The 23,412-nt window shown below is 56.6% G+C and carries 10 protein-coding genes; 7 read left to right on the plus strand and 3 right to left on the minus strand.

Annotation, left to right across the window (positions count from 1 at the left end; translation table 11 throughout):
- Positions 1-2 precede the first annotated feature (2 nt).
- Complete coding sequence (locus tag ACZ5YD_RS00445; protein WP_379739449.1) at positions 3-623, minus strand: DUF7680 family protein; 621 nt, start codon at positions 621-623, stop codon at positions 3-5.
- Positions 620-3,913, minus strand: a complete 3,294-nt coding sequence (locus ACZ5YD_RS00450; RefSeq protein WP_379739446.1) for an ATP-binding protein — start codon at positions 3,911-3,913, stop codon at positions 620-622. Before ACZ5YD_RS00450 ends, ACZ5YD_RS00445 begins: the two co-directional genes overlap by 4 nt.
- Positions 3,914-4,403: 490 nt before the next feature.
- Between ACZ5YD_RS00450 and ACZ5YD_RS00455 the strand changes: the two genes are divergently transcribed.
- Genes ACZ5YD_RS00455 through ACZ5YD_RS00470 form a run of 4 tightly spaced genes read left to right on the plus strand, consistent with a single transcriptional unit; the run spans position 4,404 to position 15,207 of the window.
- Positions 4,404-7,703, plus strand: coding sequence for an ATP-binding protein (locus ACZ5YD_RS00455; protein WP_379739443.1), 3,300 nt, complete (start codon positions 4,404-4,406; stop codon positions 7,701-7,703).
- Entirely contained in the window at positions 7,703-8,344 is a 642-nt protein-coding gene (locus ACZ5YD_RS00460) for a DUF7680 family protein (protein ID WP_004594464.1), read from the plus strand. Before ACZ5YD_RS00455 ends, ACZ5YD_RS00460 begins: the two co-directional genes overlap by 1 nt.
- A 6-nt stretch (positions 8,345-8,350) precedes the next feature.
- On the plus strand, positions 8,351-11,239 hold the full coding sequence (locus ACZ5YD_RS00465; RefSeq protein WP_379739439.1) for a DUF1156 domain-containing protein: 2,889 nt from the start codon (positions 8,351-8,353) through the stop codon (positions 11,237-11,239).
- 17 nt (positions 11,240-11,256) lie between these two features.
- The gene (locus ACZ5YD_RS00470) at positions 11,257-15,207 is read left to right on the plus strand and encodes a helicase-related protein (RefSeq protein ID WP_379739436.1); all 3,951 of its coding nucleotides are present in this window, start codon (positions 11,257-11,259) and stop codon (positions 15,205-15,207) included.
- 106 nt (positions 15,208-15,313) lie between these two features.
- Here the strand turns inward: ACZ5YD_RS00470 and ACZ5YD_RS00475 are convergent, their stop codons facing one another.
- A complete protein-coding gene (locus tag ACZ5YD_RS00475; RefSeq protein ID WP_379739433.1) occupies positions 15,314-17,308 on the minus strand; it encodes a hypothetical protein in 1,995 nt (664 codons plus the stop codon).
- 114 nt (positions 17,309-17,422) lie between these two features.
- On the opposite strand from ACZ5YD_RS00475, the gene ACZ5YD_RS00480 reads away from it, so the two are divergent.
- The 3 genes from ACZ5YD_RS00480 (at position 17,423) to ACZ5YD_RS00490 (ending at position 23,372) form a co-directional block, all read left to right on the plus strand.
- Entirely contained in the window at positions 17,423-17,695 is a 273-nt protein-coding gene (locus ACZ5YD_RS00480; protein ID WP_379739430.1) for a hypothetical protein, read from the plus strand.
- Positions 17,696-17,943: 248 nt separating this feature from the next.
- The gene (locus tag ACZ5YD_RS00485; protein ID WP_379739427.1) at positions 17,944-20,529 is read left to right on the plus strand and encodes a PD-(D/E)XK nuclease family protein; all 2,586 of its coding nucleotides are present in this window, start codon (positions 17,944-17,946) and stop codon (positions 20,527-20,529) included.
- Positions 20,526-23,372, plus strand: coding sequence for a UvrD-helicase domain-containing protein (locus ACZ5YD_RS00490; RefSeq protein ID WP_379739424.1), 2,847 nt, complete (start codon positions 20,526-20,528; stop codon positions 23,370-23,372). Before ACZ5YD_RS00485 ends, ACZ5YD_RS00490 begins: the two co-directional genes overlap by 4 nt.
- Positions 23,373-23,412: the final 40 nt, after the last annotated feature.

Below are 23,412 nucleotides of genomic sequence, written 5' to 3' on the forward strand. Positions count from 1 at the left end.
TATTATTTAAGATGATCAGCGAGCAGAACGCGAAGTGCTTTCGTACCGCTGGGCGAGGACGGCGAGCGAGCCTTGGCGTGCCAGTAGTAGCATTCACCCAGGCTCATCTGGTCGATTCCCTTTGCGACTTCACGGAGACGGTCTCGACGTCGCATCGGCTTCATCGCACGGAACGCGATCGAAAGTCGAACCCCGGCCGCTTCGGGGAGACTGACGCTTGCGGGGTCGCCTGTACAGACGGTCTCAGGATCAAGACTCAGCTCCCGGAAGGTGGATTCGATAAGGAAACTCACCTCGTTGAACGCCCCGCCGCGTAACGTCGCGATACGAATCGCACACCAGTCGTCCCAATCGTACGCCGCGTCATCTGCCCCGGGGAGTTCGGACGGGGAACGATCGCCGATAATGGCCTCCTCCAGTTCACGTACTGAGACGCTTACTGCTTTTTGTACTCTCTCGAACCGTTCTCGTCGAGCCGTCGCGATATCACGGGGCGCCAGCTCGTAGAGCGTAATTTCGTGCTGGTCGTCGACCCGATCACGCGTCAACACGAACGTCGGTCGATTCCCGTACGCGCCGGTGGTGAAGGCGAACGAATTCCCCTCGGCGATGCCCTGGCTCATACTTGGGTCACCTCGCTGGATTCGATCACACGGATCTGCGTGTGCATCGTGACGGTGAACGCGTTGTCGACCGCGAGGAGCTCGTCCAGGTGGTCGAAGGTGTCGCCATAGAGACGGTCATCGCCCTCGTCGAACTCAATCGCGAACTCGGCTTCAGCGGTACGACCACCATCCGGATTCGCGAGATCTTCCGGCTCCATGTTGAATCGGAGGTGGCTTGCGAAGACCTCCGGGCGTCCATTGAAATCGACTTCGAACTCCGACTTCGAGTCGGCTCCGTCGTTGGCCTCATAATCGAAGTCCATCGTCGTGTCCTCTGCGAAGTCCTCATCGTTGCTGAGTTTGTTCGCAGTGAACCACGCGCCCTTCCACGCATCAGCCCCGTCCAGATGGATCCAGACGCCTTCGACGATGGGCGTTAGTTCGTCAGGGTGTCCGTCATACTCCTCGCGAGCGCTGGTAAGCTCATCCGCGATGTCAGCCCGCATTTCCTGCAGGGCCCGAGAGACGTGTGCGGGCTCAGAGGTGCGAACTTCGATGAGTTTACTGAACGGCTCAGGTTCGTCATCGCCACCTGAACCGCCGCCACTACTGCCGCCAGTCTCCTCATCATCGTCGTCAGTAGTCTCGTCCTCTTGCTCTTCGTCTTCGTCGGGTTCCTCCCAGTCGATCTCACTCCCGACGTCGTCGACCAGCTCATCGAGCGAGGTGTAGAGTGTGTGCGACTGCGAGAGCTTCACGTCCTGATAGCTGAGGCCCGCGTGCAGATTCTTCGCGTCGTCGAGTTCGTGATCGGTTGCAGTGAGCGTCGTCTCGGGCGTGTAGTACCCGGTCTTCTGCTCCTCGTCCCAGTAGGCGTACCCGTCTTCACGGACGAGCTGGGCGATCGTTTTTCGCAGTGGGATGGGTGACAGGAGAATCTCCGCATCCTGGCGTTTCCCGAACTGTTCTTCGATCGCTCTCGTCGTCATCGAGGTCGAGCCGACGTTCCAGATCGTCGCCTCGAACCAGTCAACACCGTAGGCGTCCTCTCCTTCGGGGATGATCGCGCCTGCTTCATCGAGCTTCTCGATGACACTCTGATGGATGGTGCTGTCGGTGGTGACGTTCCGATGAGCCAGGCCATCTCCAGTCGGGAAGTAGAGATGCGTATACGCCTTTTTGATGTCCTGATCGAGCGTTCCCTTCGCGCTATCGAGGCGTTCACCGAGCTTGTCCTGCTGTTCGGTGTTGAGCTCGTACTGGTCGCCGAGATTATTCTGGATGTGTTTGATGGCGGCGACGCGCTCTGCGGTCCGCTTCGCGTCGGTCACGTCGTTCGCGCTCGCCGCGAGGAAGACGACGTTGTTCTTGAACACCCGTGGCGTTTTCTGTCCGCCACTCGACGATGCTGTATTCTTGAATAGCGTTTGGATTGCCTCGGGGACGGTCTCGTAGTCTGTGATGGTGACCGTATCGAAGTCCATCACGCACAGATGCGCTTCGTCGGCCGTATCCGGGATCTCGTGTGGCTCCTCCGGTCCGACAATCACATTCAGACTGCCCTGACCGAGTGCCTCGTCAAGGGCTTCCTCGAGATGCCGTCGGGCGAGCCCGTCTTGCAGTTGCTCGACGACGGAATCGATGAGTTTCGTGAGGTTCGGCTCTGACTTGAACTGGATCTTCTCACCGTTGTCTCCGTGCAGGTAGAAACACGCAGACCGACGTCCCTCTCCAAGGAGGTTATTGAGCGCGTCGTCGTAGTGCGCAAGCTCGACTTCGGTGTTTGCAATCGCGTGTCGAAGAGGCCGGCGTGTAGTGCCGCGCCCGTCGGCGCCCTTCACGATGCTTTTCCAGAGGATTGCCGTCGTCAGATGTGTTCCGAGTGGGGGGTGTCCGTTCTTGACCCAATTCCGGTCCTCTTCCTCTGCGTTCGCCGTGCCATCTTCCGAGAAGATGTCGGCTTTGATCGCGGCCTCGAAGTCCATGTCGACCGACGAGAACAGTCGGAGAAGCGTCGAACGAACGTCCCCATCGGAGGGATACATATCGAACAGACGGACAAAGTGGCGTTCTTGGTAGTCGCTCTGGTGCTGCCAGAGGCGGTAGACTGCGCGGGAGAGCAGCTTGAGCGCACCACGAGTGCGCTGGAACGACGGGAGGGAGTCCAGTTCCTCTGTGAGTGTATCGATGACCGTCGGATGAATCGGGTAGCTGTCTTCGAGGCGGTCTCGGTGTTCCGGGTTAGCCGCACTGTCGGGGAAGGAGTCCCGATCACCCGTGTAGAGGGACATATAGGCAGCAACAGTCGTATCGCGCCCATCTTCCGCGACGCTCTCGAACAAGCGGTGTCGCAGGACAGCGGCAATTTCGTTGTCCTCCGTCGGCGTGATGGAGCCCTCGACACGGTCGCTGATACTGTTGAACTCAGAGATGGTCTCGGAGACGAGACCACGGACGTCTTCGGCTTGGTCGGCGAAGGCGGTGTCTGCGATACTGAGGACAACAGTGATCTTGTCGTTGTTCTGCGTCGCGGACAGCAGCGACATCAGGAAGGTATTCGTCTGCTTCGCGAGCGTCGAATCCCCGATTTCGACAGCGGCAGCTTGCTCGAGATATGCGGCAATCTCGTCAATGAGGATGAGCGACGGATTGTCGTTCCGCTCGAAGAGCCGTTCGAGTTTGGTTGTTCCTGGAGGCGTTCGATTCTCGTCGTTTTCGCGCAGGAACTCGTAGCCTTCCCGCCCGAACAGCTGGTAGGCCATTTCTCCCCACATCGTCTTCGTCGCGGGGGCGTCAGGGTCGTCGTAGTTCGAGCGAGCATCCTCGGCGTCGACGTGTGTGCCCACGAAGACGGCCGAGTTGACGTCGAGGCCGAGTGCAGCGGCGTCTGTATACTCATCGGCGATTTCTTGGTTGAGGATGAAGTCAGACAGGTCGGGAACAGCACTCGGCGATTCTGCGAGGTGATACGCGGCGATCTGGTTGTGGGTTTTCCCGCCACCGAAGCTGGTGTCGAGTCGGAGAATGCCGTTCGTGCCGGTGTAGTCGTCGTTATGTGCGCCGACGAAACGGGTTGCGAGACGCGTGAGAAGCTCCTGCAGACCGCTAGTGGGGTAGGTTTTCTCGAAGAAGAGTTGGGTGTCAGCGTAGACAATGGGGGCATCATCGCTATGGGCGACGTCCGCGAGACTGGCTGCGAATTGGTCTTCCGCGAGCTCTCCGGTAAGAACATCTTGACGAGGTTCGCAGGTATCGTAAATAGTCTGGGTGTTAGCTTCTCCAGGCGGTGTCGGTTTAGAATCACTCATAATGGTGACCGGATTCAGAGGACATTTTTTGAGAGATCATCTGATTACCGCTCAGATCCCGACGGGAACCTCCCATTTCGTAGACCGGTATCCCGCGACACTTTTTAAAAAAGAGTGTGAGTAACTTACAGGGCGAATCATTCGCTGACAATAATCTACCCGTTAATAAAAAATATCAACGAGCAAACTAACAAGTATTAGCGAAAGCCATTTGAGGTGTGCAATGACACATGTACTAAACTATGCTAAATTCCCATGGTAAGAGACTAGTGAGTTCTTCTTGGGAGCTGTTTCCATCCGGAATACAGATGAACAAAGAGCCCTGTAAGTGTGCCGGACGGACGACACCTTCTGGCCTGAAATTGGGTCTGATTCTGTGGAAATCTGTGACTAATTGTGCATCAAGAACATCGACATTTAATCAATTAGAACTACAGGAGAAGTCCTCAGCTACGACATCTGAAGGATTTATTACTGGTGCACGGATTCCATGAATAGCAAATATCCATCTCTTCTTGAAAGCTGTCAGCCACGAGATGATGTCTTAGACGGCTCACTCCAGGAGGAACAGTTTGCTGCGAAACTCTCGACTGTCGTCCACAACCCTGAGAAGGCAGCACCAGTCTATCGAGACCCCGACTCGTTCTACGATATGACTTATCCCACGGAGGGGCTCCGTACGCTGCTCTCCAATCTCACAGGCCGTTTCTTGGCGACGACAGAGTATGACCCGGGGTCATATACTTCGAGTATTCTCTGTCTCGACACGCGATTCGGTGGTGGAAAAACGCATGACCTCATCGCCTCGTACCATCTTGCTGAGAACCCTGCCAATATTGACGGCCTCTCGCACTACCTGCTAGACAGTGATGTGGAACTTGCAGCTGACTACCAGAATGCGGTAGCCGAGGGCCTCAACATCGCGACGGGGGTCTTCATCGGCACAAAAGCTGACAGCAAAGATGCCCGTCACGCCGACGACGATCCGGATGCCCCGAATACCCGGACGATGTGGGGTGAACTCGCGTACCAGCTCTACGGGCTCGATGGCTACGAGTACCTCAAGGACTACGACCAAGACCGGGACGCCCCCGGTGAGGGGACTCTCTCGAAACTCTTCGCTCAGCACGACCAGCCGGCCCTCATTCTGATCGACGAAATCGCCGACTACATGAACAAAGCCGCGGGCACGCCTGTCGGCGACAAGACGCTCGCCGATCAGACGCTTTCGTTCGTGATGGCGCTCCTCGAAGCGGCTGCCGAGTCGGAGCACGTCACGGTCGTCTACTCTATCGCGGATACGGCGTTTGGTGAGCAGGCTGACCGGGTTCGTGATGGCGTCCGTGATCATATTGAGGAGGTCAACGAGATCGGCCGGCGGCAGCACAAGACGGTCACACCGACCGACGAAAACGAGATCGGACAAGTCCTTCAGCACCGACTCTTTTCGGAAGTTCCAGAAAACGCCGCGAGCGAAGCCGCTGACTCATACTTCCAATTCTATGATCAGGAAGACCGGCAGTATCCACAGGAAGCCACCGACGCTGGCTACGTGGATGTCCTCGCTCGCGAATACCCCTTCCATCCCTCCTTAATCGACGCTCTCACGGACAAGATCGATACGATCCCTCGATTCCAGCGCACTCGTGACGCCCTCCGCTTACTTGCACGAGCTGTCTACTACCTCTGGAATCACCAGCCCGACAGTTACGATCGCCACTGGATCCGGATCTACGACCTCACAGTCGCCGACGATGATCCTGGCGGGGGTATTCAGACGATCCTTCGTGAGCGCCTATTCGACTTCGTCGATCTCGGCCCCGCAGTGACCGCCGACATCTACGACGACGATGGTACCGCGCACGCCCAGCTTGAGGACCGGAAATGGACCGAAAACGGCCTACCGCCTCTCGGTACCCATCTGACGACGACAGTTCTCTGGCACAGCCTCGCATACGGTGAACAGGCCGCAGGCCTAACTCACGCCGATCTGAACCTCGCTATCGGCCATCCCGATCTGAATTTCGACGACTACGATGCCGCACTATCCGCACTCCGGGGCGACGATATGGACGTCGCGTGTTACTTCCTCTACGAGGAAGAGCGCCTCCGATTCAAGCAAGAACCAAACCTGATCCGAATTATCGACCAGCGGATCGAGTCTACCCCCGAAGCGAGTGCTCATTCGCGTTTCGAGAACCGTCTCACTTCGAAGGAAATCGGCGATGGTGGCTTCCAGCCGGTGGAGTTCCCTGAATCGCCGGCGGACTTACCGGATACCCCGGATACCCCGAAGCTCGCGGTGATGCATCCGGACACCGCTGCTGTCGAAGACGGCGGCGATACGCCGCCGACTCGGGTGACTCAGCTCTACGAGCAGCAAGCCGCAAAACACGAGGGAGAGACTGAGACGCGAATCTACAAGAACTACGCTCTGTTCCTCGCCCCTGACACTGATCGAATGGATGCGGCAATCGACGAAGCTCGGCGTCTCGAGGCTATCGAGGCTCTGCTTGATAGCCCTGAACAGAAATCCGACCTCTCCTCGGAACAAATCGAGGAGCTTCGAGAACGGAGCGACGAGGCACAGCTGATGCTCGGAGAGCTCGTTCGGAACGTCTACCGGCACCTCTACTACCCTGACCGGGACGGGCTTACCCACATCACTATCGGTGTGACCGAATCCAACGGCGGGACGACACTGGTTGACGCTGTCCAGACAACGCTCGAGGATAAGATCGTGAAACGCGACGCCGGCGCTCGTGGGTCGGCCCACGTCCAACAGAAACTCTGGCAACAGACCCAGGACGCTATGTCCACCGAAGCGCTGGTCAACCAATACGCGAAGAAGCCGGGATTGGATTACCTCTTCAGCACGAAACCGATTCGAGAGACTGTCTCCTCTCTCGTTAGTGACCACGGGTACGCATACTGGGATGGCGAGTCTGGGGCGGCGTACTGGGCTGGGACGACAGAGCCGTCGACGTGGCCCCACCCGGAACCGTTCGCGGAATCCCCCGATATCGAGACCTCGATTCGGGACAGCGATGTCCAGATCGGGGGCGCCTTCGTCGTTTATCGAGAGATCGACGCGCTCGTCGACGACCACCTCGACGAAATCGACCGGCCAGAACAGACGGTTGCCACTTGTGCTGAGTGTGGGGCGGAGGTTGAAAACCCAGAAGGCAGCGAACCCTACTACTGTGAGGAACACCAGTCCGATACGACCTGTAGCTCCTGTGGCAAAGAGGTCGCTAGCGTGCAGCTGCTGGACGAACGAGGTCGATGCCAGGAGTGCCAGCCCGAGGAATCCTGGGAGGCGAGCAAGAAGATGATGTCCGCTTCGCGGGCGTTCTCGGAAGTCCGTCGAGATGCGGAATCGAAGGCCGGGACTGACCGGACGCCGCTGATCGAAGAAGTGACTATCCAAGTCGGTGGGGACGATCCCTTCCAGGCGGCCAAGTTCGTCAGCCAGCGCCCCGGATTCAAAGCCCGTGAAGACTCGGTGACGGTCCGAATGCAGTACGAAACCCGGACTGACGACGGGACGTACAGTGCAGAATTCACAGGCTCACCGAGCCGATTCCGGGACGTGATCGACCAGCCCGGCTCGTTTGGCGATGATCGAGAGACCATCCAGTTCCGCTTCCAGTTTGACGAGCCCGAACCGATCACAAACGAGGGTGACGACCTCCTCGCTGCCCTCGATAATGACCTCGATGCGGGCAACATCGACGTCCGGGTCGAAGGGCGTGGCCCGATTCAGGCGAGCTCGGAGGTGACGGTCTGATGGCGAGTCGCGGTTCGGAATTTGAGACCTCACCCGCTGAGGGAACAGAGGAGGATCGGCTGGTTCGCTACGGGACGAGTATGTTCGGTGGCCGCCCGACGTTCACGCTCGTCCGACGAGAGACAGACGGTGGCGGCGAGTGGACGCTCCACGAACTACTCCCTCGTGAACAGGCTGAAGCCCGCCGCGATCGCCTAGAGCGAGATGGTCGTTCGCTGAGTATCACACCAGTCGAGGATCTCGTCTCGGACATCGCTGGCGACGACCTCCTTTCCAAGCTCGATGGTTGGACGTGGGATGAGTGGGCCGGCGCAAAGGTCGCACGGCTTGACCCGACCCGCGTACGTGCGCTCCAGGACGTCGTCCGGGAGGCGATTGAGGGCACGCCAGGAGATTCATCAGAAGTTCTCACTGGGGGGGCTGGATTCGTGTTCCTACCCGAGACAGCAGGCGTACGGCTTGCTGTTGCCTTCCGTGGCGTGAAGCCGATCCAGCGTATCGACCGGATGCGGTCGCTGGCTCGAGGTGTTGCACGGATGAGCGATGAGGAGTGTTACTACTGGTACGCAAAGTGTCGGTCTCCGTCGAGTCCGAACGGCGAAAAGGCCCTTCGAGTGCTGCTGACGGACCATATTGAGTGATTTTCCATGACTCAAAATAACCCTGATATCGATGGGCAATCCGAATTAGATCAGCTTGCTATTGAGGGGAATCTCCCGCTCAAGGCAGTTGGAATCGAGAATCTAAAAGAGGCTAACCCCCAACATATGCCGCCTCACCGGTATCTTCATCCTTGGTTTGCGCGGCGACCAACTCCCGCCTCCCGACTTGCCGTCCTAGCTTCTGTCCTACCTTCGAGGGTTGATGCTGACGATATGCTTCGGTGGATGCAGATTGGCCCATCTCAAGGAACAGACGGTGAGAGTATTGTAGAATACGTCGCACGAAAGAAGAGTAATGAGGATGAACGGGATGGAACACTAGAAGACCACTACGATTACCCCCGTCCATTCACTCAGTCACCGAGTGAGAACGAACGAAATGAAATTCACCAACTTCTTCGGCGTCAATGGGACGGAGAACTACCTACCGTTCTAGATCCAACAGCTGGTGGCGGTGTGATTCCATTTGAAGCACTCCGGTACGATCTCCCAACGATTGCAAACGAATTGAATCCCATCCCGTCGCTAATGCTCAAGGTTATGAATGAGTACGCGCCGAAGGTGGGTTCTCTGCAGAGCGAATTGAACCGGTGGAGTGACAAAGTTGATGAGCTCGGTTCAGAGCGGCTTGAAGAGTACTTCCCTAGTGAGAACGACCGCCGTAGTCCATCCCATTATGCTTGTACATATATCGTCACTTGCCCTGACTGTGGATTCGAAATACCATTAGTGAAGAAGTGGTGGCTTCAGAAACAGTCGTCGACAAGCGGCGTTGCTGCCCGCCCGCGTCTGAATGAAGAAACGAAAAGTGTCGAGTACGACTGTGTACGGCTACCTGATGAGGTATCGAAAAACGAGTTCAACCCTCAGAATGGCCCTCATTCCCGAAGTGGCGCAGAATGTCTGAATTGTCCTGTCGTGATGGAGTCAGATGATATCCGTACAGCGTTTAAGAATGGCGAGTATGACACGACAATCTACGGTGTCAAGTATGTCAACGATGGTTCTGGATGGCGGGCCCCGACCAAGGAAGATTACAAAGCCTGTGAAAAAGCCTCTGAGCGTACGGAATCTGACTTCCGACTGAATACAATTCTCACTCAAGATCGGTACATCGGCGATGAGGATCGAGCTGGCCCGTACGGAGTCAGTAAATGGCGAGATGCGTTTATTGATCGCCAACTCGTCACTCATTATGAGTATCTTCGAGCTTTTGAGGAAGTAGAAGACGAAATCCGCGAAAGCCACTCAGGGAAGGAGGCAGAAGCTATCCTCACGATTCTCTCTCTTGTATCCAGTAAGGCTATTGATCGAAATACACGGTTTGCACCACTCGACACTGGAAAAGGATACCCCGCAAATGCTCTTGGCGGGAAGCACTTCACACTCCAATGGTCGTTCGTTGATAACAACCTGTGTGCAGGAAATCAATCATGGGAAGATAACTTCAATCGTGTCCGCGACTCCTACGAGGAGCTTGTCTCATATCTTCAAGATATCGAAGATCCCGAATCGGAGGTTCTAGTCGGCGACGCAGCCGACTTGAATATTGAATCTGACACCGTCCAGGCGGTTGTTATTGACCCGCCGTACTACGACAGCATTATCTATTCCGAACTTTCGGACATTTGTTACGTTTGGTTGAAAGAATACCTTGGGGACACTTTCCCCGAGATGTTCACCGGTGAACTCTCAGATAAGGATGACGAGGCTGTGGCGAATGTCGCTGAGTACGAGGAAGTCGCAGATAGCTTAAAGTCCAAAAAGGAGTTCGCCTCTGAAGATTATGAAGATAAAATGGCAGAGATTTTTCAGGAACTCTACAGAGTGCTTGAGCCTGGTGGAGTAATGACCGTCATGTTCACGCATAAGGAGTCCAGCGCGTGGGATACTCTCACCAAATCACTCATTAGATCTGGGTTTACTGTAACTTCGACACATCCCATCACGAGTGAAATGCCACAGAGGACCGATACCCGAGGTGGCGGGTCAGCCGACAGCACGTTACTCCTCACGGGCCGCAAACCCGTTGATGCTAATCAGCACGAGACGGACTCGACCCCGACCCTTTGGAGTGATGTTCGTACAGATACACGAGACGTTGCTAAGGATGCTGCCCGCGAACTCCTTAATTCGGGTCTTTCACTTACAAAAACGGACGTGATTATCTCTGCATTCGGACCAACTTTGAAAGTCTACGCTGACGCCTATCCAGTTGTTGATGACCAAGATAACGAGGTTCCACCCCGTCGCGCTCTCGAAGAAGCCCGTGAAGCAGTGACGCGGGTCCTTGTTGAGGAGTATCTTGAGGGTGAAGGACTCGGAGACTTGGACGACATTACTGAGTGGTATATCCTCTCTTGGCTGGTTCACGAATCCGACACCTTCCACTACGATGACGGTCACCAACTGGGCCTCGGCGTGGGCGTCGATATCGACGAAATCAAACGCTCTACGAAAATTTGGGGGAAGAAACGTGGCGACATTCAGCTGAAAACTCATGAGGACCGCGTCCAAGATATCACATTGCCCCCCGAAGAGAGATCTAACCGGACGCCCGTCGATCCTGAAGCACTGTCCTACACGATCGCCCTCGATGCGGCTCACGCCGCTATGCACGTCTACGAGAAACAGGGCGAGGATGTCGCGATCGATTGGCTCAAAGAACGCAACTTCGACACAGACGCAGGCTTCAAGGCAACACTGAAAGCTCTCCTGCAAGTTCTTCCCCAGAGGAGTTCGGAATGGGAAGCCGCTCGCGACCTCGCCTTAGGTCGGACCCACGACGCACTTGGTCTCGAATTCACCCCCACTGATTTCACTAACGTCTCAGAAGACAGGGCCGAACAGACCGAACTCGGTGACCACGCCTAACTCGGAACTCCTCTAGTATGACTAATCTACTTGACCGCGAGTGGCAGTCCATCTACGAGAGCAAACCCGAGCAGGGACGCGCCCATCTCGTCAAGGACTTCTACGAGCCCGCACTGGAACGCAGTCAGCAATACGATCGGATTGCGGGCTACTTCTCCAGTACGGCACTCGCGGCTGCTGCCAACGGCATTCACGCCCTCGTCGAGAACGATGGTGAAATGCGTCTCATCGTTGGCACCGAACTCTACGAGTCAGACCGTCCGGTTCTAGAGACGCTCACCGACCGCCTTGAGGAAAACCTCGAGGACCTCGATGACGAACGCCTAGATGCGAATCTCCGTATTCTCGCGCGTCTCCTCCGCGAGGGCCGGATCCACATCAAGGTCGCCTATCCACGCTCTCCCTCTCACGACTGGGAGATCTTCCATCCAAAAGTTGGACTCTTCCACGATAGCGACGGAAACACGATTTCGTTCGAGGGCAGCGTCAACGAGACGGTCGGCGGCTGGGCTCGCAACTATGAGCGGTTCAAAGTTCATCGGTCGTGGGTTCCTGAACAGGCGGACTACGTCGCCGGCGACGAGGAGACCTTCGAGCGACTGTGGAGTGATGAACACCCCTTCGTCGAAGTGTATGACCTCCCCGAGGCGATCGAAGAGGACATCATCGACTGGAAAGCCCCAGACACCGAGAGCGATCTCCAGGAAGCGATTCAGATCGCGAACGGTACAGCTCCGCCGACGGAGCGCGACAAAGCGAACATCATTCAGGATGGACCGCTCTCGCCCGGTGGGCTCGCACTGGCCGAGGAAGCGAGCACGATCACGCCGTGGCCGCATCAACGGGTTGTCTCGGACACACTCGTCAATACGTATCCACAGAGCTTCTTGCTGTGTGACGAGGTGGGACTCGGGAAGACGATCGAGGCCGGTCTTACACTCTCCCGGCTCGGACTCACCGGCGAGCTGGAAACCGGGTTGTTGCTGGTTCCTGCGAGTCTGCAGCGGCAGTGGCAGGAAGAGCTCTGGGAGAAGTTCAACATCAACGCCGTCCGGTTTGACCGGGACACAGCGGGCGATCACGTATTCCGGGACGTCCGCGGTCGCGACCACTATCCACCATCGGCAACGGACCTCGACCTAACCGGGGAGCGCGAATGGGCGGACAGCCCCATCTGGCGGTTCCTCTACGAACAACAGTCGACTGATGCCGATGCATCGTCGCCGCTGGATGGACCGACGGTCGTCATTATGTCCTGGCATACGGCTCGTCTCGACGACCGCTGGGATCAGGTCGCCCCCTTAGACCGGATATCCGACCGGTCTCGGAACGTTATCCCGGCAAGCTGTCGCGGACGCGACCATGATACGGAAGACCGGATGGGCGTGTGGGACGCCGTCATCGTCGACGAGGCGCACAACGCTCGGCGTGGCAGTAATTTCTACGCTCTTCTCGAACAGCTTCGCGATTATACGCACGCCTACTACCTCTTGACGGCTACCCCGATGCAATTGCACTCTGGCGAACTCTACGATTTGATGCAGTTGCTGGATCTTCCGGGTGGTTGGGATAACCGGGATACCTTCATGGAATTCTTCGAAACTCGAGACGGGCTGTCGCAGGCCCTCAACGAGGTTCTCGACAACCCGAGTTCAGAGTCCGACGAAGCGGAGGCTTCCTGGGACACGCAAGCCACGCTCGATGGACTGGAACACCAAGACCGGATCCCGACGGACCGACCGTTCTCCTCAAAAGTCTTCCAGCACCTTGCAGACGAACTCGAGATCAATGAGGACAGACAGGACCGTGCCATTGCCAAAGAGCGTGTGCTGACCGCGTGCCGGCTCGCACGAGCTTATGGAGACGCCTACGACGGCTACCTCGACCATGTCGACGAGGCGATGGCAGATTATGACATCGACCGCTTCGAGGCGAGCGAGGATACGAAACTCAAACGGCTCCTCTATCCTGAAGACGCCGACGAGTGGTTGATGGCGTCCCGTAGCGACCGACAGGACGCACTTGACGAACTTTCCCCGGGCGGTTGGCGAGTCATCCGCGATGTTCTCGCGGAGTCCACGCCCGTCGACGCGCTCATCCACCGGAATACACGGGATACACTCCGAAAGTACGAGGCGGTCGGACTCCTCGATACGACCGTTCCGAACCGGAATCCCGAACAACGGAAAATCGAACTTACCGAGGAGACACGGGCGGTCTACGACCAGATCGACGAGTACACACGTGAGTTCTACAAGCGAGCCCAACAGACTGACGAAGCCCAAACACGCGCCATCGGGTTCGTGATGACCACGTACCGACAGCGACTCACGTCGAGTGTGTATGCGATCAGTCAGAGCCTGAAACACCGGCTTGAGACACTTCGGGCGCAACGAACCGTGCTTGCCGGACGGGAACGCGCTCGTGATCGGGACTATGGTGATGCGGAGCAGGTCGTCCTCGAAACGCTACAAAACGCAGACCTCGACGACGGGGACGTTCTGGATGAACTCGATGCTAGTAGCGACGACCTGGACCTCTCTGAACTCATCCCGAGCGTGACTGAAGAGGGGAAACAGCTTATCGAGGAAGAAATCGAGGCCCTGGAAGCGTTCGTCAACGACTTAGACTTGGTTGATACAGACCCGAAGATTCAGCAGCTGTACAACGACCTCGACGAGCTGGACCGGGCTGGTCACAACCGGGTGATTGTCTTCACGCAGTACGCGGACACAATGGACTTCATCCGGGACAGTCTCGCGGACCTTCTTGGAGCAACAATCGCGACGTACTCCGGTCGTGGCGGCGAGCTGTACGACCCCGATTCTGAAACGTGGGAACACGTCGGGAAAGAGCGCGTGAAGCGTGAATTCTCACGTGATGATGGGCAGGTCGATATCCTCGTCTGTACCGACTCCGCGAGTGAGGGGCTAAACCTCCAAGAGTGTGGGGCGCTCATCAACTACGACCTGCCGTGGAATCCGATGCGGGTTGAACAGCGTATCGGTCGGATTGACCGTATCGGCCAACGATTCGACGAGATTCGCATTCTCAACTACAGCTACGAGGATACGGTTGAGACGGACATCTATGATCGCCTTGACGACCGGATTGGCCTCTTCGAAAACGTCGTCGGTGAGATGCAACCCATACTCTCCGGCGTCAGCCAACAGATTCGGGATGCGACCTTGAACGTGGACAGCGCTGACGACAAGTCTGCGGTCGAATCAGCTGACCGCGAGTTCTCTGAAGAACTCGAAGAACGCGATCAGGGCGACCGCGTCGATGTCGGAGAGTCACTCGAGGACGTCGACGATCTCGTCGCTCAGGACGTCGTCGACGAAGCAAAACTCGATGCGTGGCAGTCCTACAGTCACCCGGATCTCGTCGACGTCGGCGAGGAGGAATACGAGTATCAACCTCCGTTCGAGACACCAAGCCTCCAGTCAGTGTTGGTCGATAACGACGCGCTTGCCGAGGCCGGTGTCGAATTCACCACGATTCACGAGATTGACTTCGAGTACGATGACGGAGACTTCGACTTTGCGGACAGTACATATCGCCTCTCAGTAGGTGACGCACCGATTGAGGTTCCAGACAGGGATGGGGAACAGACGATTGCACAGGCTATTGCGACTGCTGCTGATGAAGTGGCGGTGACGTTCTCGGCTGTGTGTGCTGACGAGTTCCCATCGGTTCAGCATCTTGCGCCAGGTCATCCCCTTCTCGGGGCGCTCCTCACAGTACTGCAGGATGTGAGTGAGGAGCCGTCGCGGCTCCAGCTGCGAATCGTGACTCGACCCGATCAAGACCAGGAGCCAGTAGTGTGTGCGTGGGGACGGGACGGCGTGTTTAGCCGGATTGCAGGCGATGGGACTGTGGCTGAAAATGGACCGATGGATTCCCTTCCGACGTGGTGTGATCAATTCCTCGATAACCGAGAGAAGTCAACAAAGCAGCCACAGTAGCTGGGTAGTTTTGTAAGCATGGACTTCCCAGATGAACCAATAGATGCCAAACACTGCTCTCGAAGCAAATCTCCGCGCTATCGGAGACGGTGCGAGACTGAAACAGTTAGCTAACGGTTTCAGCACTCACCTGATGATGTTGTTGGGCGCTGACATCGATCACGTGGATAGAGAGGAATCGATCATCTACTCCTCCATCAGGTCGGCGATAGATGCGTGAATACGGGGTATCGTTCATATCATCCTCCAATTCGAAGTCTCCCTCGAGTTCCTCCAACCTTTCATCTATCTTCTCCCACACCCTTCGGATGTCGATTTCTTGGAAATCATCTGACTCAAAGAAGATAATGATGGAATTGAATGTCTCACCCTGGTCGTATGTCGCCAGTTGTTCGAGAGGTTTTTCGAGATTCGATTTTACGCCAGAATTGCTCTCATTCCAGTACTTACATTCGCCAATGTAGATGACTTCCCCTTCATCATTCCGTAGGCGAATATCAGAGGGTCCTCGTCCGGTTTCTGCCTCACGAGTGAGATTACCGTCGATTCGTTGATCCAGTCCAACAGTGATGACACTCCGGTATCCTTCCTCGTCAAGTTCGCTAAGATCACCAGCAGACAATCCAAGCCCTTCGCCGGCTTCGTCGATCATCTCCACCAACCGACTGAAACTATCGTAATCAAATTCGCCATCCACCAAGTCAGCAGTACTGGTCTCCGTACCCACATCATCGAAGAGAGCATTTAACGACCCTCTAAAGGCTTCGGCTGTCCCACCCGAGTCAAGCTGGTCTTGGATGAAACCCTCGATGCCCCTGAAGGAGCTCTGCCTTACTATACCTGACAGTGAGTCTGATGCAGTGTCATCCGATGTATAACTGACACCTGCCAAGAGTCCAGCGGCGGTCAGGTATCTCCTGCTTCTCGGAAGGTCCTCGTCAGAAGCTTGGTCATACAACACCTGAAGTACTGCATCCACCTCTTCGATTGAGTCGGCCTTGATATTCGAGAAAACAAGGGAATGGTCTTCGGATTCCAGTCGTAGATTCTTGCTTTCAGATACTGTTTGGTGAGACGCGAAGTAGAGGCGATAGTGTTCAGTACCGACAACAGCACGGAGAATATCATCCGCGAACTCCTGACTGATAACTCCTTCATCGCTATGTTTTGCGAACACCACATCTCCGTTGTCGGTTTCTCCTTCGAATTTCTGTATATTGGACTCGGACAACTCGACCCTTGAGCTGTGTTCTGTGTACGCTGTCTCATTACCGACAAGGTTCCGGTAGATGCGGCTGGCTGTCAGCCATCCGTGCTTGAATTGGATGGTATCGCGCTCGAATTTCGAGATATCTTCGCTCCGTGTTAGTCCGAACCACCCTCCTTCAAAATCGTATTCCAGCATATGGGGTTCGCCTTCGAGTGATTTCTCAATTAAGAACGAGTTCGAATCCGAATTGAGCAATAAGGAACTGTCTTTGATCATGGTCAAACATTGGTCTCGTGCAAAAGAGTACGTCACAGTATACCTCTCGTCGTAGAGCGGATTTCCGTTGATGTATACCTCTCGTTCCGGAATCTCCCGAAGCACATCGTCTGAGAGGACTCCGAAGATCTGCATGAACGTGGTTGACTTCGTATAGTAGTCAGCGTCAACTGCTAAATCGTCACCATCAGCCGATGGCTCTAATGCGAACATACTGATGACGCTATCTTTGTCGACACGATCTCCGCTGATCAGTTCGTTTGAATCCTTTACCCATCCCTCACTAGCGTGGTAGTGTGCCACGAGTACTTCGGAGTCCGTACTGTGGAATAACAATCCCTTCTCGGCCTTTTGTACTGGATGTAGCTGTTTTGACAGTGATGTAATATTCTCCTTTATTATTTCCTCGTTTCCATCCTCTGTCCAAGATTGCTGATAGACCCTTGAGAGCTCGAAGTTCGTCGTTAACTCTTCCTCTGAATCTAATCTATTCGTAAATGTTCTTTTCAGCTCATCGATGAATCCAGATTGAACCTGAACGTCCGTCACCATCTCTCCCAAATCTGGTGAATCGTTTTCCGAAAGTATCTCTAAATCGAGGATGAAACTTGGCATTAACCCTGGTATTCTATCTAACTACAATTATATATTGTGACAGCGTTTAGACTATAGGATTCGAACGTTTTGGTGCATCACTACAAAGGGCTTCTCTGGGGTTGAATACCTCCTATGACAGCCAATCCAGTGGATAAGCTTGATGACCTTGGGGATAAGCTCGCTGAGGAATTCGAGGCGTACAGACAGCCAAATGAATTCAAAGACGTATCGCTTGTCATCGACAACAACGATCCAGACCAGCCAACGCTGATCGTACACGTCGATAGAGAGGACGCCGATACGCTGGCAGATGAAATCGAGGACTTCCTGGAAGAACGGGGCGCTCGAACTCAGCGTGAACGACACTCGGAAACAGATGTCCGGGTGCTAGCGACCGTCGACTGAGTTCTCAGACCTCTCTGATTTATTTTGGCCGCTCTCGGTAAGTCCCTCCTAAGCTGTCAGCCTCGCCAAGAGTGAAGCGAGACCGATATCTTGGTAGGAAGTGTTCGATGGCTTCAACGCATCTCACCGGCCAAGACACGCCCGGTGGGAACAGCGGGCGTGTCAGCTGGCTATGGAGACTCGTTGAGTAGGCCGGTTCTCAAAATCTTCTGACGAAGATTTATCTGACACCACCGACTCCTCCGAATGTGCCATTTCCCCGCGCAAAGTCTCCAAGCAAACTCTACGACGACGTCGCGGAGTACGACCTCGTCATTACGCCCGACGGTCCGCTTGCGAGTGCCCTCAACCGCCATCTCGATCGCCCGCATCTCGGTCCGTTCGCGATCCCGCCACGCCGGCTCGCAGCCGGTCGACGCCAGGAGTCCGAGGATCGCCTCGCATTCCTCGGCATGATCGGCAACGAGGACATTTCGTGGAAACGCTGTGCGTACGCGGTTGGGAACATCCTCCAGTGTTGGGAACACCACGGGTCACACGACGCGATCTTTGAGTACGACGCCTACGTCGACGACGCCACCGAACGAGCCGTCGAGCGTATCGCGGAACTCGAGACGGCGTCGATGAAGCTCACGACCGAGACGATCGATCCGGATCTCGACGTGGTCGTCGTCGAACCCGAAATGCTCACCCAACTCGAACGAGCGTATCTACCGGCCGGGTACGATACGGTCGACCTCTTCACTAACGCGACGTTCGATCTCCCGCCGTTCCGCATCCATGACTCGCCAACGGCGATCGTGGAGACGGTCGTCGATGCCGTCTCCGAAGCGAACGCCGAAAACGTGGGGATCGTCCTCGATCAGGAAAGCGAGTACTCGCCGCTCATTGAGTCCGCGCTCGAAGCGGCCGACATCCCGTTTTTCGGCGGACCAGGCTTTACCGATCGCAGCGACCACCGATTGTTCCTCCATCTCCTTCGGACCGCCCACCGCGGGACGGATACCCGAGTGAGCGAGATCCGGTCACTGTTGACGGCCTTTGATTGCGACGTCGACGACCGTGACGCAGACAAGCGACTGCACGAACTCGACGATGGAGAACTCTCGTGGCTGATCGACTACTCACACGATATCCAGGAGTACACGTTCGCGAACGCTCTCTCGGAGTTTGAACGCCGCTTCGGCGACACGCTCGATGCCTTCCGTGAGGAGCTCAAGACGCTCGAAATCGCCGACGAATTCGTCACTGAATCGCGAGTCGACGAGTTGTCGTTCTACCTCCAGACCTACGAAGTACCGGTCGATCGAGAGAACGAGGGCGTACTGCTCGCCGACGCGAAATCGGCGTCGTACGTGGGTCGTGAAGTCGTCTTCTACCTAGGCCTCGACGACCGGTGGACGCACTCGGCACCACGTCGCCCATGGGTCGATCAGGACGCACAGTTCACGCGGAACCTCAAGAGCTTCCAACTGCTGTTACAGAGCGGAAATCAGCAACACTATCTCGTCCAAGACGCGACCGGCGGATCGCCCGTCACGCCGTGTCTGTACTTCGAAGAGCTCCTCGAGGCAGACTACGATCGGTTCTCCGATCTGCCTGCAACAAGCCATCAGAATCGACCCCCAGCACAAGCCGGTGATGGGTTCGGGAAAGAACCGGTTAACGTGTCTCCAGAACCCGTCGAAACGATCAGCCAGTCGAGTCTCAACACCTACGTGAACTCACCGCGGGATTACTACTTCAGCCGGGTCGTCGACGGGCCGGAGAAGGCGTATCTCACGGAGGGAAGCTTGCTTCACGACTTCGCGGAGTTCTACGTGAACCATCCGGACGTCGTTGACGAGGAGACACTCACGGAAATCGTCGATCTAATGCTCGACAAGGTCCGCCCGCTGGTTCGCTCCGTCGACGAACGGACTCGCCGCACCAAATACCGTGCGAGCCTCGAAACGATCGTCTCGTATCTCGATACCAACCCCCCGACAGATGGGGCGTTTCTCACACCGTCAAGCGGGGGCGACAACACCATCGCCACCCACTTCGGGCGAGACGTCGATTCTCCCGTGACCGAACGCCGGTTCACCGACGAGGAACTGAGCATCAACGGAATGATCGATCTCGTAGAGTCGCCGACGGCACTCCTCGACTACAAGAGCGGCAGCGAGAACAGCGCCACCTCGATCGTCAAAAACGCCGCACTCGCGGCGCCGACGGACAAACCAGACTTCCAAGCGCTATTCTATCTCACCTACTGGCGGTCACAAACGCCGGATGAACGGCTATCGTTTACGTTCTTCTACGTCACCGAACTCGTCGACGACGTGATCGCCGGCGATGCAGACCTTGACGACGCGCTTACCACGGTGACATACTACCCCGAATCACCCACAGCGCACGTTCAACGTGCGGAGTTCTTCGAATATCTCCGCGAAGAGGGAGCACAAAAGTGCCAGAAGATCCTCTCGAAGATCGACTATCAAACGTACGCCGCCCTCTTCGACGCCGCACCACTCGTCGAGACGACGGACAGTGACGAACTGATCGAATCGGAGTTCGGAGAGACAATGATTTCGCGGCTCGAATCGGAGATTGGCGAGTTCCAGTACGTGAAGACGGGGAGCAAGCAGGTCATGCGAAAGATCGCCGGGCTGCAAGAGGAAGCGTTCTTCAAAAGTGATCTAGACGCATTCGAGGAGTTCGTCGACGAACGCCTGACAGAGCTCAACCGGCGCCGTGTCGGCGACGAAGAGTTCCCCATCGAGGGGCTCGCCGGCGAGCCGAACTACCGTCGTGTAGATAACCGAGACCTGCTCTTGGAGGGTGAGCAATGAGCGGCGTCGAGCCGAACCCGGAGCAACGCGACCTCATCGAGGCGATCGACGGACTGTACCTCGTCGACGCGGGTGCCGGCACCGGGAAGACCTTCACCGTTACCCGGCGGTACGCGAACATCGTCGACCAACACGGGATCGACCCGTCGGACGTCCTGTTGGTAACGTTCACGAACAATGCGGCCGAGGAGATGCGCGAACGGATCGTTCGCCACAGCGAGTACGGAATGCGCGAGCTCGCGAACGCGCCGATCCAGACGTTCCACTCGCTGGCCCACGATATCCTCGACGAGCACGGGCATAACGCGCCGACGTATCTCGGGATCGACGAGACGATCACCGGATCCACGCGCATCATCGAAGACGACATCATCGAACAGGCGCTGTTTCGCGAGTTCATCGGCCAGTTCACCGACAACCACCCGGAGTATGACGAGTTCTTCACGGCACTTTCGGAGGCGACGGAGCTGCTCGATTTGATCAAGGAACTCGCCGCAAAGGGCGTGTTCCCCGAAGCAACTGGCTGGTACCGCGACGGTGAGTCACACCTGGATGGGGACTTCGAGGCGTTCGAGACGCTGTTTGCCGAGCGAAACGAACCTCGGAACGATGGGAGCAAGCAATCGAAGCTCCGTTCGAAGCTCTACCGCTACGGCACGGACAAGACCTACCTTCCGGAGGCTCCTGAAAAATGGGAGATTCGTGGAGACGGCAAGCAGATCCCGGCAGACGTCGCCCACCAAGTTTTCGAGGACGACCGAACAGCACTCAAACAGTTCGTTCACGACGTCTATCATTCCTACCTTGAGTTCGCGCTCCGGCGTAACTACCTGAACTTCGGATTCCTGCAGCTGTTCGCGTTCGTGCTCCTGTGTGAAGATCACGACCTCCGGGAGCGTCTGGACTACGAATACGTGATGGTCGACGAATTCCAGGACTCTAGTGCGATCCAGTTCAAGCTCACACTCCTTCTGGCCGGTACGAACAACGTCTGTGTGGTCGGTGACTGGAAACAGAGCATCTACAGCTTCCAGTACGCCGACGTCGACAACATCCGCGAGTTCGACGATCGGCTCCAACGATTTGCCCAGGAGTTGAACCGGGATGCGGATCGAGTTACCTTCCCCACGACCCCGGTCGACGGCAAGCAATTGACGCGGAACTACCGGTCGACGCAGTCCATTCTGGACTTCTCGACACACGCGCTGACGACGCCTGCAACGAAGAGCGAGTCACTTGATGTGGAGACGATCTCCGAACAGATCACCCCACTCAACGCCAACACGGACCGAGACCACAGCCACATCGAGGCGCTCACGAGCGAGGATGAACACGAGGCGATCCTCGCGAAGATCGACACGATCGTCGACAACGACGCCTACGCCGTCGAGGGCGATGATGGACAGTACCGGGCACCGGAGTACGGTGACATCGCGGTTTTAACGCGGACCCGTGATTTCGGCCGAGACCTGCTCGATACGGCGAGCAAATACGGGCTCCCGATGGCCTACGAGGGTGGGATCGAGGTCTTCCGGACCGACCCTGCAAAGCTGCTGTTAGCGTGGCTGCGCATCCTCGAACGTGACGCCGACCGGGGCTGGGCACTCGTCCTCGAGGAGGCTGGCTACACGATCGACGAGGCAAACGCGATCATCGACCGCGAGGCGTATCCCGAGCCGATGGTCACCTTCCGAGAGGATCTCCGTGAGCTGGAGACGTTCGGGGGTGTGGCCCGGCGCGTGTTCGATCGATACGGGCGAAGCGGTCCGACCGCAGACGTCGTTCTCGACACCGTCCAATCGGTTCACGGAATGACGACGTTCACCCGGGGAGAGCTGATCCGGTTCATCGAGGAGGCCATCGCGGACGGCAGCACACATGACGTCGACGCCGGAGCGGGGACGAACGCGGTGACCGTCCAGACGATCCACGCGACGAAGGGGCTCGAATACCCGATCGTCATTCTCGCGAACATGAACGCGAACAAGTTCCCGTCTTCCGGCGGCGGTGGGAACGATATCGCGTACTCCGATCCGATCGGCCTCCGACAGCGAAAGGTGTACTCGGATGACGCACACGGCGTCCCGCACGTCTACGACAACTGGAGGACAGACGTGCTCAACCGCTGTCTCCCCCAGAACTACGACGAGGAACGACGACTCCTCTACGTGGCGGTGACGCGCGCTGAGAGCCACCTTGTCTTGACCGGCGGCGCCGATCCGAATTCGTTCCTCGAGGGGCTTCCCGTTACTGCCGAGGACGTCGAACCCGATCTGTCTGCGTTCGATCCGGAAGACGACGACCACTCGCCGTACAGGATCGACGTTCCGGTGCCGGATGGGCCAGCACACTACTCGCCACATACCTTCATCGATGACGACGTCTTCGAGGGGAACACCGGTGGTCGGGGGATGGACTACGGGTCGGAAGTCCACGAATTCGCAGAACGATATGTTCTCGGTGAGACAGTCGAAGCCGATAATACTGACAAGGAGCACGTGAAGGCATTGATCGACTCACTCGACGGTGAAACGATACCCGAGATCGACGCGTTCCTCCCGCTTCCCATCGACGACGAAACGGTGACGATCGGCGGGATCATCGACTTGCTGCATGTGACGACCGAGTCCGTCGAGATCATCGACTACAAAACGGATCTCACGACCGACGCGGAAGACGAATACGAGAAACAGCTCAGTATCTACTACCACGTCGTCGCCGACCAGTATCCGGATCGAACGGTCACTGCGGAAGTTTTCTACACTGACGATGGCGACCGTCGCGAGATTAATCCCCTCAGTAAAACGGAGATTCGGGAGATGGTGCGATCACACGGCGGGTGATTTTGAAAAACCAAGAGGGAAACAGGGACTCAACAAGACC

The organism is Halopenitus salinus, from assembly GCF_055397165.1.

What these genes read in the sequence shown, in the direction of transcription:
- ACZ5YD_RS00445 (WP_379739449.1), bottom strand. Translation starts at nt 623, where the DNA reads ATGAGCCAGGGCATCGCCGAGGGGAATTCGTTCGCCTTCACCACCGGC.
- ACZ5YD_RS00490 (WP_379739424.1), top strand. Translation starts at nt 20,526, where the DNA reads ATGAGCGGCGTCGAGCCGAACCCGGAGCAACGCGACCTCATCGAGGCG.
- ACZ5YD_RS00480 (WP_379739430.1), top strand. Translation starts at nt 17,423, where the DNA reads ATGACAGCCAATCCAGTGGATAAGCTTGATGACCTTGGGGATAAGCTC.
- ACZ5YD_RS00450 (WP_379739446.1), bottom strand. Translation starts at nt 3,913, where the DNA reads ATGAGTGATTCTAAACCGACACCGCCTGGAGAAGCTAACACCCAGACT.
- ACZ5YD_RS00455 (WP_379739443.1), top strand. Translation starts at nt 4,404, where the DNA reads ATGAATAGCAAATATCCATCTCTTCTTGAAAGCTGTCAGCCACGAGAT.
- ACZ5YD_RS00475 (WP_379739433.1), bottom strand. Translation starts at nt 17,308, where the DNA reads ATGCCAAGTTTCATCCTCGATTTAGAGATACTTTCGGAAAACGATTCA.
- ACZ5YD_RS00460 (WP_004594464.1), top strand. Translation starts at nt 7,703, where the DNA reads ATGGCGAGTCGCGGTTCGGAATTTGAGACCTCACCCGCTGAGGGAACA.
- ACZ5YD_RS00465 (WP_379739439.1), top strand. Translation starts at nt 8,351, where the DNA reads ATGACTCAAAATAACCCTGATATCGATGGGCAATCCGAATTAGATCAG.
- ACZ5YD_RS00470 (WP_379739436.1), top strand. Translation starts at nt 11,257, where the DNA reads ATGACTAATCTACTTGACCGCGAGTGGCAGTCCATCTACGAGAGCAAA.